The sequence below is a fragment of the Pseudomonas sp. LBUM1661 genome (genome assembly GCF_059695925.1).
Genome location: NZ_CP166794.1, coordinates 4110208 through 4124506 on the forward strand (window position 1 = coordinate 4110208; position 14299 = coordinate 4124506).

The following is a 14299-nucleotide window of genomic DNA, read 5'->3' on the forward strand; positions in this document are numbered from 1 at the left end:
GATTGCCGGTGTCGAAGTCTGCGATGCGATGGTGCATGGCGGGCCCTATCCGGCGACTTCCGATGCCCGTGGCACCTCGGTCGGCAGCCTCGCCATCGACCGATTCCTGCGCCCGGTGTACTACCAGAACTGCCCGGATGCGCTGCTGCCCGATGCGCTGAAAAACGCAAACCCACTGGGCATCGCTCGTCTGGTCGATGGCAACAGCCATCGCAATCCACTGTAGAAGGGCGAGTCTCAATACAGCGAAGATCAAATGTGGGAGCGAGCAAACCCGCTCCCACATTTGATCGGTTGCGTTTCTCAGGCCAGCAGCGCCTTCAGATCGTTGTACAACGCCTCGGGAATCTGCACGCCTTCCACCAGGCTGAGCCCCCGCGCCGCATAACGTCGTTGCGACGGCAAGCGTGCGCCCTGCCCTTGAATGCTCTCGAACAACACTTCGGCACGGGCCAGGTGTTGCTCGGTGGCCTCGCCGAGAAAACGTCGCGGATCGAGGGCGATGATCAGCTCGCCATGGTACGGCGACGACTTGCTGCCGGCGTCATAAGCCAACGACTCGGCACTGGTCAGGTCACCGATCAACGGCCCGGCGATCAGCTCCACCATCGCCGCCAGCGCCGAGCCTTTGTGCCCGCCAAACGTGAGCATCGCGCCGGCATCGAGCACCACGTTCGCATCGGTACTCGGCTGGCCCTCGGCGTCAACGCCCCAACCCTCGGGGATCGCTTTGCCGGCGCGCCGATGCAACTCGATCTCGCCACGGGCAATTGCGCTGGTGGCGAAGTCGAACACAAACGGATCCTTACCCGGACGCGGCCAGCCGAACGCGATGGGGTTGGTGCCAAACACCGGCAGACGCCCACCCGCCGGCGCGACCCAGGCGTGGCTGGGGTTACAGGCCAGCGCCACCAGACCGGCCGCAGTGAGCTGCTCGATCTCGACCCACAACGCGGAAAAATGCACGCAGCGATTGATCGCCAACGCCGCAATGCCGTTTGCCCGGGTTTTCTCCTCAAGCAATGGCAGCCCCGCCTGGAACGCCAATTGCGAGAAACCACCCGCCGCATCGACCCGCACGATCGAAGGCGCCTGGTCGATCACCCGCGGCGCAGCATCGGGCGCCACTTTGCCGGCCCTGAGCGAATTCACACAACCCAGAATCCGGTACAACCCATGGGAGGCGCAGCCGTCGCGCTCGCCGGCAATCACCGTGGCGGCCACCGCTTGAGCGTGGGCCGCGTTGAAACCGTTGTGCAGCAGGATCGATTCGGCCAGCTCGCGAGCTTCGGCCAGGGACAGTCGGATCATAATCAGCTCCTTGGACAGACCGTCCAGACTGGCCTATTCCAAGGGCTGCGGCTTGATCGCTTTAGGCCGGGTGGATGACGAATTCGGCATACCGTTGAGACACTCAACTGCCGGCTCATCCAACCAAATCTATCAACTGTTCACGTTGCGCCCCTGTCAGCATCGGACCAAAACCGGCACCTGCGTTTTCCGCCATGTAGCGCGGGTTGCCGGTGCCGGGGATGACGCAGGTCACCGCCGAATGCGTCAGCAAAAACTTCAGCGCCAGTTGCGGCCAGCTTTTCACATTCACGTCTGAAGCCCATTTGGGCAGCGGTTTGCCCTTCAATCGGGCGAGCAACTCACCGCCGCCAAAGGGGCGATTGCAGATCACTGCCACGCCGCGCTCGCGACACAGCGGCAGAATTCGCTTCTCGACGCCACGGTCGTCCAGCGCATAGTTGATCTGCAAGAAATCCAGCGGTTCGGCCTTGAGCACCGCCTCCACTTCGTCATACGCCGACGCCGTGTAATGGGTGATGCCGATGTAGCGAATGCGCCCTTCTTCCTTCCATTTGCGCAAGGTCGGCAGATGGGTTTTCCAGTCCAGCAGGTTGTGAATCTGCATCAGATCGATACGGTCGGTTTGCAGCAATTTGAACGACTGCTCCATTTGCGCGATGCCTTCGTCGCGGCCACGGGTCCACACCTTGGTGGCCAGAAACGCGGGCGAGCGCGGCTGATGGATCGACAATAGTTCACCGGTGGTCTGCTCGGCGCGACCGTACATGGGCGAGCTGTCGATCAACGTCCCACCCTTCTCGAACAGTGCACTGAGCACAGCCGGCAGCGGCTTGTACGCTGGATCGGCGGGCCCGACATCAAAGCCGCGATAGGTGCCCAAGCCGACGATGGGCAACGGCTCGGCGCTGGAAGGAATGGCTCGGGTCAGCATGTTCTTGCCTCCTGTTTCCGTCGATGGCGTGAATGCTGCAAAAGCCGACTCGAAGGTGAAAACCGCCGAAGCACCGGCAGCCAGCGTGAGTATTTTTCGACGCGTGTATCCATCAGTGTGGCTCATGGTCTTGTCCTTCCACTTCTTGGCTGCTGGCTTTTTGCACCTGACGCCTGGCCAGCCACAGGCATAACCAGCTCCAGCCCCCGGCAAACGGCACGATCACCAGCGCCACCAGGCCAAAACCTGCGCCGAGCGCCGTCAAACCGGCGGACAGCCAGCCACTGGCGGCATCTCCGCCGCGATAGACCAAGGTTTCGATCACATTCTTGGCCTTGTACTTTTCCTCGCGGCTGACCACCGTCCACAACACTTCCCGCGCCGGCCGCACGATGGCGAACTCGACCGCGCGGCGCAGCCCTTGTGCCAGGGCGACGGTGGCCGGTACAGGCGCCAGGGCCATGGCGGCAAACGCCACGACCGTCGCTAACGGCAAGGCCGCCAGTGCCCCGCCAACCCCCACCAGCCGGATCAACGGCGCGGTCAACACCAGCTGAAAGATCAAGGTCAGTGCCGACACAATCAAATCGACGACCGCAAAAAACTGCGTCCGGCTGACAACATCAGCATAGCTACCCGCCACAATTCGCCCCTGTTCGAAATACAACAAGGTCGCGGCGCTGGTGTGCAACAACATGAACAGCACCAGCCCCAGCAGGTAACGCGAACGCAGGATCAGCGTGACCCCGGCCAACATGCTGCCGCCCATGCGCCGTTCGTCCAGCAACCGATCGCCGGACTGCGATTCGGTACGCGACAGCAGCGCCCGATAACAGCGCACCGCGATTTCCAGCAGCACCGCCGCCGCGACGGTCAATGCCACCGGGCCCAAACGCGTGGCCATGGTCGCGGCCAGCAACGGCCCGATGAACGTGCCCAGCGTGCCTCCCGCCGCGACAAAACCGAACAGCCGCCGTCCTTGTTCGCTGGAAAACCGGTCCACCAGCACGCTCCAGAAAATCGAAACGATGAACAAGTTGTAGATGCTGATCCAGACGAAAAACACCCGACCGACCGTCACCGGCGCAACGTGATTGGCGATCAGCACGCCAAACACCAGCATCGACAAGGCAATCAAGCGATAGATCATCGGCACAAAACGCGTGGCCGGCAGTCGCGACACCAGCGCACCGAACACCGGTACCATCAGCAGCATCACCACGAACGTGGCCGTGAACAGCCACTGCAATTTGTCGGCTCCGCCCTCCAGGCCCAAGGCGTCGCGCAGCGGTCGCACCAGGTAATAACTGGCCAGCACGCAGAAATGGAACGCGAACCCCAGCATCACCGCCGCTCTTTCGCAGGGCTGAACGTCGAGCCATTTGAGCACGATGGGCATGGGCGCCCTCCTCCGCGTAGCCATGATCGGTGCCGCGCATTAACGTTAGTCGAATGTCGCGCGCGTCGTTATAGGTTCAGCGTTGTACCTGGCGCAGTGGTTGTGCGGCGCCGAAATATCGATGATGTGGTCTGCCACTGGAATCACCTTGAGCGCTTTTTGGAAGCCGTTTTTTTTCTGGTCGATAACGATGCAGAGTGGGCGCTAAAAAAGCTCGTTATTAACCGTAATGCGGCCGAAAAACCCGCACTTACTTTCATCCAGTGGTCCAGCATCATTATTCAGAGAAACCTCATGTACCCCATTGATACCGCCCGGTGTTCCCCAATCCAGCCGCGCTCGGAACTTCAACTAACAGCCGTCCACGGCGAAGAATCGATTTCAAACATCAGACTCCTCGTAGAAACCCTACGCAACAACAACATCGACGTAACACCAAAAGAACAAAAGCAGCTATTCAGCACCGAACTGACCCCAGCCACTCATGAAACTCACGCCAGCCATGTGAACACTGCCTATTACGATCACGACAAATTGGCGAGAGGAGAATATAAGTTTAAAGATCTAAAAACCGACATCACTTATACAATCGATCCTGTAAAAACACAGACACTTACCAACATACTGAGTGACAAACTCAGTGACAAAAGCGTTAACTTTTCAGTCCCTTCTTCAAGTTTTCACGACATGAAAATTGAATCGTTAACAACCGAAGAGTACAAAACCGGTTTACCTTTCCTGTTGAGCTGCAAAACTCAACATTGTGATTTCATAGGCGGTTTTGGAGGGAATTATCCGTTGGCAGAATATCTGTCATCAGATGGTGTATCTTGCAAAATCATGCGTTCCGGAGACTATGTCGGCCACATGAATGCCTGGAAAGACACCGAAGGAAATATCCTCCTGGGTACACTAGCGATCAAGCAGGATGATGTGAAAAGCAAAGTACTGCTGCAAACTCTCGAAGTATTTGCCAAGAATTTGCTTCAGGAAAACCCCGACACCAAAGCCATATTATTAGGGATCGGCGGGCAAAATCTTTCAGTTCTGTTTCCTGATAAATTCATAGCAGGAGGAGAGGGGAATTCTCCACTGGGGAAAATCCGACACCAAGACAACATCATTAACGACTTTTCCGCCGAGGTGCAGAAGCTCGAAGCTGTCACTAAAATGAATATTTACGGACCGGTCGACATCCACAATCAGGACACGATTGGCATGAGTCCAGACAATCGGCTCGACATGAAAAACGCCCTGATATTCATGGATGCACAAAAAGCCAGATCGGTTGATTCCGAGGCAAGCATGTTACTTAAAGAAATTAATACCCAAAGTGCATATCGCGAAAATAAAGAAACAAGAACACACACCTGGCAGCACATCCAGGATCAAGGAGCCAGACACCGCCAGGAACAGTTTTCCTCTATTAAAAGCCATCTCGCCCAACAGGGCATTTTCGACGTCAGGCTTGAGGCCTCACAAGGTCAGGATGTCACTGTATCCACACCACACAAGCCAGCACACCTGCCCTTCCCCATCATTGAAAGCAAAGAGATACAGGACAGGTTTTTCACCAAACTTCGGGTAGGTGGTCAAACCCGCGGGTAAAACATCCGGCCGGCACCGGATTCGTTTCGCGTAAGGCGAGATGAAACGCCCGCAAGCGTACCCGCATCATTAATCCCTGGTGCTCTGCATTGCCATGGTCGGTACCGCCTTGCGACCGACCTACTACACTCTGACAGCGATCAAACGCTTGCAGTCTTCCGGCCAGAGCAGTCAATGCCGCCCACTAAAGTTAGCCGAATGTCACGAACCCTGGTGTCTATCGTCGTTATCCTTACGGTGGTGTATCTGGCGCTGTGCGCTGCGCTGCTGGTGTTTCAACGCGCGCTCATCTACTTCCCGCAACCGCGTGCCATCGGTACCTCCGAAGCGCTGCTGACGCTGTCGGTGGACGATGCGCAGGTGCGGGTGACTGTTCGAGCGCATGACGGGCCCAAAGCGTTGATCTATTTCGGCGGCAATGCCGAGGACGTTTCCCGGAGCTTGCCCGAGTTTTCACAGGCGTTCCCGGATCATGCCCTCTACCTGCTTCACTACCGAGGCTACGGCGGCAGTTCCGGGTCGCCCTCCGAGGAGGCGATTGCCCGCGATGCCATGACCTTGTTTGACCTGGTCTACGCCACACACCCGCGCATTGCGGTGGTCGGTCGCAGCCTGGGCTCGGGCGTCGCCGTCCGTCTCGCCAGCCTCCGCCCGGCGGCGCGTCTGGTCCTGATCACGCCCTATAACAGCCTCGAAGAACTGGCGACACGGCAATACCCGATGTTCCCGGTGAAGTGGCTGCTGCGGGACAAGTTTGAATCCTGGAAATACGCACCTCACATCGCCGTGCCCACGCTGTTGATCGCGGCGCAGAACGACGAAGTGATACCGCGTTCAAGTACGGATCGGCTCTACACGCAGTTCGCCAGCGGCGTGGCGGCGCTGAAGGTCATACCGGGTGTCGGGCACAACTCCATCGGCGACAGCCCTGAGTACCTGAAGCTGATCGGTGATGGTTTGTGATGGGGTGGGAAAAAGCCTGGTCTGATGGAGCACGCGGGCGCTCCATCAGACCCATCGCTGTCAGCGATCAAAAACGCGGCTTGATGGTTTTCCATTCCGGCTTGTAACGCTGCATCTGCTTCACGTCATCGCGCTGGCGGATACCGCAAGTCAGGTACTGGTCATGCAGCTTACCCAATTGATCGTGGTCCAGCTCCAGCCCCAGGCCCGGCGCACGGGAGATCTTCACGCAGCCATCGACAATCGGCAGCTTGCCGCCCTTGATCACCTCTTCGTCCGGTTCCTGCCACGGGTAATGCGTATCGCAGGCGTAATCAAGGTTAGGCACCGAGGCCGCGACATGCGCCATGGCCATCAGGCTGATGCCCAGGTGCGAGTTGGAATGCATGGACACGCCCAGGCCAAAGGTCTGGCACATTTTCGCCAGCGCCTGGGTATCACGCAGGCCGCCCCAATAGTGGTGGTCGGCAAGGACGATCTGCACGCTGTTCAACGCCACGCTGCGGCGGAATTCATCGAAATCGGTGACGACCATGTTGGTCGCCAGCGGCAGGCCGGTGCGTTTGTGCAGCTCGGACATGCCCTCCAGGCCCGGCGTCGGATCTTCATAATATTGCAGGTCGTCGCCCAGCAGTTCGGCCATGCGAATCGAGGTGTCCAGCGACCAGTTGGCGTTCGGATCGATCCGTAGCGGATAACCCGGAAACGCCTTTTTCAGCGCCTTGATGCACGCCACCTCATGCTCCGGCTCCAGCGCACCCGCCTTGAGCTTGATGCTCTTGAAACCATAGGTCTCGATCATGCGCCGGGCCTGGGCGACGATCTGCTCTTCGTTCAGCGCTTCGCCCCAGCTGTCCGGCTTGTAGGGTGAGTCGACATGCTGGGCGTACTTGAAAAACAGATAGGCGCTGAACGGAATCTCGTCGCGGATCGCTCCGCCCAGCAAGTCCACCAGCGGCACATTCAGCGAGTGCGCCTGCAAATCGAGGAACGCCACTTCGAATGCCGAATAGGCGTTGCTCACCGCTTTGCTGGCATGGGAGCCCGGCGCCAGTTCAGCACCCGCAACGCTCGTCGGTTTGTTCGCCGCCACCGTGGCCTGGACGATTGCACGCAGTTGATTGAGATTGAACGGGTCAAGGCCGATCAGTTGATCTTGCAGTTGCATCTGGATCGCCAGCGCCGGGGCGTCGCCGTAGCTTTCGCCCAGGCCAATGTAGCCATTGTCGCTCTCGACCTCGATGATCGAGCGCAGCGCGAAAGGTTCGTGGATACCGCTGGCGTTGAGCAGCGGCGGATCACGGAAAGCGATGGGGGTGACGGTGACACGTTTGATTTTCAAGAGGCTGCTCCCTTTGAACCTGAACTCAAGGCTTGATGATTGAGGGTGGTTGTTGCCGCTGCGTCGCCACGGGGTGCCGTGCGCGCGAAAAAGATCACCACGGCCGCGACCAGTGATGTGGCGGCCAAGCCGTAAAGCCCGCCTTCAATAGAACCGGTTTTCTGCTCGAGAAAACCGAACGCGGTCGGCGCAACGAAACCGCCGAGGTTGCCGATGGAGTTGATCAGGGCGATCACCGCCGCCGCGATGCGCGCGTCCAGGTAGCCTTGCGGAATTGGCCAGAACAATGCCGAAGCCGCCTTGAAACCAATAGCCGCAAAACAGATGGCGACGAAGGCGAAGACCGGCCCGCCAGTGGTGGACATGAACATGCCGAACGCGGCGATCACCAGCGTCAAGGCCACCCACGCCTGCTGGTGTTTCCATTTGCTGGCCATGGCGGCGAAGCCATACATCGCGACGATGGAAATCAGCCATGGAATCGAGTTGAACAAACCAACCTGGAAGTCGCCGAGGTTGCCCATTTTCTTGATCATGCTCGGCAGCCAGAACGTGGCGCCATAAATGGTCAGGGCGATGGAGAAATAGATGAAGCAGAACAGCGCGATCTGTTTGTCGGCCAGCAACTTGAACATCGACGGCTTGACCGTCTGCGCGGCTTCGCGGGCCTGCTGTTCCAGCGCGATGGCGCTGGTCAGTGCGTCCTTCTCTTCGGCGCTCAGCCATTTCGCTTCACGCGGATGGGATTGCAGCCAGAACCAGACAAACCCGCACAGCACGATGGAAGCAAAGCCTTCGATCAGGAACATCCACTGCCAGCCATGCAAACTGAAACCGCTGACGTTCAGCAACGCACCGGACACCGGGCCGGAAATCACCGAGGCAATCGCCGAACCGCTGAGGAAGATCGCCATGGCCTTGCCCCGTTCGGTCGACGGCAGCCATTGGGTGAAGTAGTAGATGATGCCAGGGAAAAAGCCCGCCTCGGCCGCGCCGAGAATGAAACGCAGCACATAGAAGCTGGTTTCACCACGCACGAAGGCCATGGCCATGGCGGCTGCGCCCCAGGTGAACATGATGCGCGTCAGCCAGGCGCGGGCGCCGTAGCGTTGCAGCAGCATGTTGGAGGGCACTTCGAAAATCGCGTAACCGATGAAGAACAGCCCCGCGCCCAGGCCATAGGCTGCAGCGCCGATGCCCAGGTCGGTTTCCATGTGGCTACGGACGAAGCCGATGTTGACCCGGTCGATGTAGTTGACGATGAACATCACCACGAACAGCGGCAGCACATGACGCTTGACCTTGGCCGCCGCGCGGGCAAGCACCGTCGGGTCCGGCGGATTCTGGAGGGTATTCAAGAGGCATCTCCCGCTCATTGTTTTTTTAGGGACGAGGCGATCATGGACGCGGCAATTGATCCCGTCTAATCTAACTTGGCATTCGATTGATACCTGGATTAGATCAATGTTCGAGCTGACTCAACTGCGCTGCTTCACCACGGTGGCCACCGAACTCAATTTCCGGCGTGCCGCCGAACGGCTGAACATGACGCAACCGCCGCTCAGCCGGCAGATTCAACTGCTGGAGCACCACCTGGGGGTCGAACTGTTCACCCGCACCACCCGCAGCGTCGCCCTCACCGCCGCTGGCCGGGCCTTTTTCATCGAAGCGCAGAACCTGCTGGAGCGCGCCCAACAAGCCGCCGTCACGGCCCGACGTTTTGCCGAAGGCGACATCGGTTCGGTCAACATCAGCTTTGTCGGCAGCGCGGTGTACGAATTCCTGCCCAAAGTCATCGCCGAAGCGCGGCTTAAACAGCCCCATGTCAAAATCGACCTGTCGGAGATGAACACTTACCAGCAGCACGAAGCCCTGCGCGCCCGGCGTATCGATCTCGGCATCGTCCGCGCGCCCTTGCTCGAACCGGGTTACGCCACCGAATGCCTGGTGCGCGAGCCCTTCGTCCTCGCTGTGCCGAGCAATCATCGGCTGGCCAGTGCCGACACCGTGTCCGTCAAAGACCTCGATGCGCAACCGTTCCTGATGTACTCCCACGCCGCCTACCCGCCGTTCAACGAACTGCTGACCGGCATGCTGCGCTCCGCCCGCGTGGCCCCGGAATACGTGCAATGGCTCGGTTCTTCACTGACTATCCTGGCGCTGGTCAACGCCGGAATGGGCCTGGCGCTGGTGCCGCGTTGCGCCAGTAGCGTGGTGTTCAAGAACGTGGTGTTTCGGGACATCGATCTGGGGGAAGGCGTGCAGAGCGAGCTGCATTTGATCTGGCGCGAGAACAACGACAACCCGGCGTTTGCGATGTTGCTGGAGGGGATTCGGACGGCGGTCAGGGAGGGATGGGGAGTGTGAGGGGCGGAATGACGCAGGTCACGAAACGACAAAAATTGCTAATTAGCACCGCTCGCCCTGCTACGCTTTTAATGCTTGGAGGGACCCGGGCGATCATCACGAAACCCTGTTCCCTTGACTGTTGAGGTTGTGAAATGTGAGAGGCCGATTAATTGGGGCCGCCATCATCCTGGCGGTGATTGGTGTGACGACGCGCGAATTTATGGAATGGAAAGCGGGCGAGAGCGAACGCCAGCAGGCGGTGTGCAAGGCAGCGCAGGAGCATATGCAAGCGCTGGAAATTCGAACCCGGGCGATGGCGGCCGGGCTGTCTGTCGAGGCTTACGCCGAGGCCGAGAAAGCGGACGTCGGCAAATTGGTCAGCGCCCTGGACAGCGCCACTAATGATGCCGAGGTTGAAGCGGTCATCGACGCCCACGCGGCCGAATTGGAAGTGCAGGACGCCGCCACCAACGCAGAACTGAAAACCCAGGGCAGTCAGCAATTCCTCGAGCAGAAACTGAAAAAACAGCGAATAACCACTGACACCAAGCAGGAAATCGAACGTGCCGAGAAGGCCGTCAATGAGGCTTGCAGTGAGTAGCGCCTATGAATAGGCGCCAATCACCCACTTGACCTTTTCCAGCGCCTCCCGCAACGGGCCCATTTCTGCAGAGCCCAGCGCCAACCGAATGGCGTGCGGCACATGCGCAGAAATCGCAAATGGCTCCGCCGTTGAAACCGCCACATGTTCACGCATCAACGCCGCGGCGACCTGATCAGCCCTGGCGTCTTCAGACAACGGTAGCCAAAGAAAATACGACGAAGGATGACTCACGCACTCCAGTCCCGCCAGCACCTCGGCAGCCATGGTTTGCCGGGCCTGGGCGTCGCGGCGTTTTTCATCCTCAAGCTGCATGACGGTGCCATCGTCGAGCCACGCGCACGCCAGCGCTGTCATCACGCCGGGAGTATTCCAGGTCGTCGCCCTGATGATTCGCTCCAACGCGGGCACTTTTTCGTGAGGCGCGGCAACAAAGCCAACGCGTAATCCGGTGGCCACGCTTTTGGACAGCCCTGACACGTACACCGTCCGCTCGGGGGCTCGTTGCGCTAATGGCGCTGGGGGATTCTCGACCAGGAAGGCGTAAGCGGCGTCTTCGATGATCAGCAATTCATGCTGGCGCGCAATCGTTACCAGGTGCTCACGCTGATCGGCACTCATCACCCATCCCAGCGGATTGTGCAGCGTCGGCATCGTGTACACGGCCCGCACGCGCCGACCGCGGCACAGGTTGTCCAGGGCCTGCAGATCCGGGCCATCAACGGTGACGGGAATGGGCACGATCTCAAGGTGCAGCGATTCGGCCAATACCTTGAAACCTGAATAGGTCAGCGCATCGGCAGCGATCACATCACCGGGTTGCAGCAGTGCCATCAGGGTTACGGCCAGTCCGTGTTGAGCGCCACTGACCATCAACACTTGCTCGGCATCCACCGTCAGCCCTCGGGCGCGCAAATGACGCGCCACTGAAGCGCGTTCATGCGGGCGCCCGGCGTGTGGCTGGTAACGCAGCAGGGATTCCAGATCGCCGGCCAAGGCCAGTTGGCGCAGCGCCGTGCGCAACAGTTCTGCCTGGCCGGGCAACGATGGGTAGTTGAAGTTGAGATCGATCATGCCGGTGGCGACGACTTTCTGGTCGATGCCCTGGCCGGGCGGTAGCGACGTCTCCCTGACGAAGGTGCCGCGCCCGGTCTCGCCACTGACCAGGCCCATGGCTTCGAGCTCTGCATAAACCCGGCTTGCCGTCACCAACGCCAGGCCTTCAGTGGTGGCGAGCTGTCGGTGCGTGGGCAAGCGCGTGCCGGGCAGCAATCGCCCTGAGCGGATGTCTGCTGCAAACGCATCCACCAATGACTTGTAGCGGGAACGAGGCATGTCGGGATGTATCCATGACAATTTTTTGATTGTGCTGATCTTCGATCATACGATGGGGTTCACGCAAACATTCTTGAGTGTGACCCAAATGGAACGGACCTCTGAGCTGCACAACCCAACGACCGAACGAACCGCAAGCGGATGGCTCAACGGGTTCATCGGCGTGCTCATTTTCAGCGGCTCGCTGCCGGCAACTCGGCTGGCGGTACTGGAATTCGACCCGGTTTTCCTGACGGTTGCCCGAGCGACCATCGCCGGACTGCTGGCGCTGTGCATGCTGCTGCTCTTTAAAGAAAAGCGCCCTGCCCGGCATCAGCTTGTGTCGTTGGCCATCGTCGCGTTGGGCGTTGTCGTGGGGTTCCCGCTGCTGACGGCGCTGGCGCTGCAGTACGTGTCGTCGGCGCATTCCATCGTCTTCGTCGGCCTGCTGCCACTCGCCACTGCGGCGCTCGGTGTCTTGCGCGGTGGCGAGCGCCCCCGTCCGGTTTTCTGGTTCTTCTCGATCCTGGGCAGCGCGCTGGTGGTCGGGTTTGCGCTCTCCCAGGGCCTGACCGCCAACCCTGCCGGAGACATTCTGATGTTGCTGGCGATCCTCGCCTGCGGCCTGGGCTACGCCGAAGGGGCGAAGCTTTCAAGGACGCTCGGCGGCTGGCAGGTGATCTCCTGGGCGCTGGTGCTGTCACTGCCGGTGATGATCCCGCTGACCGGGTTCCTGACACCGCCTTCGTTCTCGGGCATCAGCACACCCGCGTGGATCAGCCTGGCTTACGTATCGGTCTTCAGTATGTTGGTGGGTTTCGTCTTCTGGTACCGCGGACTGGCCCAAGGAGGGATTGCCGCGGTCGGCCAGCTTCAGCTTCTACAGCCGTTCTTCGGACTGGCGCTGGCCGCCACGCTGCTGCACGAGCAAGTCAGTATCGGCATGCTCGGCGTCACCGTTGCGGTGATCCTGTGCGTGGCGGGTGCGCGGAAGTTTTCGAAATAAACAACGCTAGCCCCGTGTCGAACGCTTGCGCGCCAGACGTTGCTGCCAGTTCCCGGCGTTGGCGCGCTGGCATTGTTCTTCAGAATCGAATTGCACATGGGCCGCAACCGGGCTGACCAACACATCCGCTTCGCCTAACGCAATGGCGGTCAATTCGACCATGCGCTCGCCCTGCCCGGCGGCCAGTGCCTGGTCTTTTTGCGCCTCGGTGTCGAATACCCAGACGATCCTCAGGCTGGCGGGAAATTCGGCGTAATCGACCTCGTGGGTCAACCAGGCAAACCCGACGATTTGCGCTTTGGCCGTCTCACACGCCTCGGTCAGGGTGGCAACCAGGCGACGTTCGATGTGCGCCTGATCGCGCTTGCTCAAGCCCATGGGAGGATCCTTGTCTGTGGTGAAAAAAGCCCATGATACGACACCTCCCCAGCGCTTCGGCGCCCTTGCGCAATTTGGCTTTCACCTCATGAACCAAGTCTCGAAACACCAGTCTTAGACCCGCCGCGAAGCTATCGACAGCCGAAAAAAACGCGCTTCGTTCGGCTCCACTTCCACCTTCAACGTGTCACTCCATCAGAGCCGTCCACCCCATGCGCCACTTCGTCCGCTCGTTTCGCGTTGCTTCGCTGTGCCTGACTCCCCTGATTTCGCTGTTCGCCAGCCCCGCCCATGCCGGTGCAGAACGCCAACTGGTGGAAGCCATCAATGACTACCGTGCCCATCCCTCTCATTGTTCCGGGCGGGCAGGTCGAGCATTGACGCCGCTGGCGCTGAAGTCGAACCTGGCGTTGCCGATCGGCTACAGCGGCGGTTTGCGCGACCGCCTGAAAGCATCCGGCTATCAAGCGGTGACGGTGCGCACCCTGCGGGTGGTCGGTGCGCAAGATGCCGACGAGGCCTTCGACAGGCTCCAGAGCGATTACTGCGAGGCGTTGCTCGATACCCAGTTCGCCGACATTGGCGTGAGTCGCGCGCGGAGTGAATGGCAGGTGGTGCTGGCGCGGCCGGTGCTCGACGGTCAGGTCGGCGATACTCGTGCCGTCAGCAAGGCCTTGCTGGCGCAGGTCAATGTGGCGCGTGCGAAACCGCGTTTGTGCGGTCGTCAGCGTTTCGCCGCCGCACGGCCATTGGCCTGGAACGCCGCCCTCGGCGCTGCGGCGCAAGGACACAGCAAGGCCATGGCGTACGGCAACTACTTCGCCCACCAGGACCCGGACGGCGATAGCCCGGCGGATCGGGCGCGGGCGGCGGGTTTTCGTGGTCGGCAGATTGGCGAGAACATCGCGGCCGGCCAGGGCTCACCGAGCAAGGCAATGTCGGGTTGGCTGGCCAGCCCTGGGCATTGCGCGAACCTGATGAACCCGATGTTTACCCAGATGGGTGCGGCGTATGCCGCGGATTCGCGCAGTGATGAGGGGGTTTACTGGACGATGTTGTTTGGCGCGCCTTGAGTGGCTCAGTCAAACCACAAC

General features: G+C 60.0%; 13 protein-coding genes and 1 pseudogene. 7 read left to right on the forward strand and 7 right to left on the reverse strand.

All coding sequences use genetic code 11. From position 1 onward, the window contains the following. Positions 1–7 precede the first annotated feature (7 nt). Positions 8–226 (forward strand): annotated as a pseudogene (locus ACA057_RS18830) (aldehyde dehydrogenase (NADP(+))); the annotation flags it as partial. A gap of 77 nt (positions 227–303) precedes the next feature. On the opposite strand, the gene ACA057_RS18835 reads toward ACA057_RS18830, so the two are convergent. From ACA057_RS18835 to ACA057_RS18845, 3 genes are all read right to left on the reverse strand, one after another. Next, positions 304–1311 carry an Ldh family oxidoreductase gene (locus tag ACA057_RS18835; protein WP_497341254.1) on the reverse strand — a complete coding sequence of 336 codons (1008 nt, stop codon included), beginning with the start codon at positions 1309–1311 and terminating at the stop codon, positions 304–306. A gap of 115 nt (positions 1312–1426) precedes the next feature. After that, a complete protein-coding gene (locus ACA057_RS18840) occupies positions 1427–2371 on the reverse strand; it encodes an aldo/keto reductase (RefSeq protein ID WP_497341256.1) in 945 nt (314 codons plus the stop codon). After that, positions 2358–3644, reverse strand: a complete 1287-nt coding sequence (locus ACA057_RS18845; RefSeq protein ID WP_497341258.1) for an NTP/NDP exchange transporter — start codon at positions 3642–3644, stop codon at positions 2358–2360. Before ACA057_RS18845 ends, ACA057_RS18840 begins: the two co-directional genes overlap by 14 nt. Positions 3645–3803: 159 nt before the next feature. On the opposite strand from ACA057_RS18845, the gene ACA057_RS18850 reads away from it, so the two are divergent. After that, complete coding sequence (locus tag ACA057_RS18850; RefSeq protein ID WP_497341260.1) at positions 3804–5252, forward strand: hypothetical protein; 1449 nt, start codon at positions 3804–3806, stop codon at positions 5250–5252. Positions 5253–5426: 174 nt separating this feature from the next. Further along, complete coding sequence (locus tag ACA057_RS18855; protein ID WP_497341262.1) at positions 5427–6215, forward strand: alpha/beta hydrolase; 789 nt, start codon at positions 5427–5429, stop codon at positions 6213–6215. A gap of 67 nt (positions 6216–6282) precedes the next feature. Here the strand turns inward: ACA057_RS18855 and ACA057_RS18860 are convergent, their stop codons facing one another. Continuing rightward, positions 6283–7557 (reverse strand): glucarate dehydratase family protein, encoded by a 1275-nt coding sequence (locus ACA057_RS18860; protein ID WP_497341264.1) that lies wholly within the window; start codon positions 7555–7557, stop codon positions 6283–6285. After that, the gene (locus tag ACA057_RS18865; protein WP_497341266.1) at positions 7554–8915 is read right to left on the reverse strand and encodes an MFS transporter; all 1362 of its coding nucleotides are present in this window, start codon (positions 8913–8915) and stop codon (positions 7554–7556) included. The genes ACA057_RS18860 and ACA057_RS18865 overlap by 4 nt, the downstream gene beginning before the upstream one ends. A gap of 106 nt (positions 8916–9021) precedes the next feature. On the opposite strand from ACA057_RS18865, the gene ACA057_RS18870 reads away from it, so the two are divergent. Next, entirely contained in the window at positions 9022–9924 is a 903-nt protein-coding gene (locus ACA057_RS18870; protein ID WP_497341268.1) for a LysR family transcriptional regulator, read from the forward strand. A 202-nt stretch (positions 9925–10126) separates the two neighbouring features. Then, the gene (locus tag ACA057_RS18875; protein WP_401355633.1) at positions 10127–10507 is read left to right on the forward strand and encodes a hypothetical protein; all 381 of its coding nucleotides are present in this window, start codon (positions 10127–10129) and stop codon (positions 10505–10507) included. 3 nt (positions 10508–10510) lie between these two features. On the opposite strand, the gene ACA057_RS18880 is transcribed toward ACA057_RS18875, so the two are convergent. Beyond that, positions 10511–11842 (reverse strand): aminotransferase-like domain-containing protein, encoded by a 1332-nt coding sequence (locus ACA057_RS18880; protein WP_497341270.1) that lies wholly within the window; start codon positions 11840–11842, stop codon positions 10511–10513. Positions 11843–11930: 88 nt separating this feature from the next. Between ACA057_RS18880 and ACA057_RS18885 the strand changes: the two genes are divergently transcribed. Then, positions 11931–12827 carry a DMT family transporter gene (locus ACA057_RS18885; RefSeq protein ID WP_497349956.1) on the forward strand — a complete coding sequence of 299 codons (897 nt, stop codon included), beginning with the start codon at positions 11931–11933 and terminating at the stop codon, positions 12825–12827. 6 nt (positions 12828–12833) lie between these two features. On the opposite strand, the gene ACA057_RS18890 is transcribed toward ACA057_RS18885, so the two are convergent. Then, a complete protein-coding gene (locus ACA057_RS18890; protein WP_497341272.1) occupies positions 12834–13205 on the reverse strand; it encodes a hypothetical protein in 372 nt (123 codons plus the stop codon). 212 nt (positions 13206–13417) lie between these two features. On the opposite strand from ACA057_RS18890, the gene ACA057_RS18895 reads away from it, so the two are divergent. Continuing rightward, on the forward strand, positions 13418–14278 hold the full coding sequence (locus ACA057_RS18895; protein WP_497341274.1) for a CAP domain-containing protein: 861 nt from the start codon (positions 13418–13420) through the stop codon (positions 14276–14278). Positions 14279–14299 lie beyond the last annotated feature (21 nt).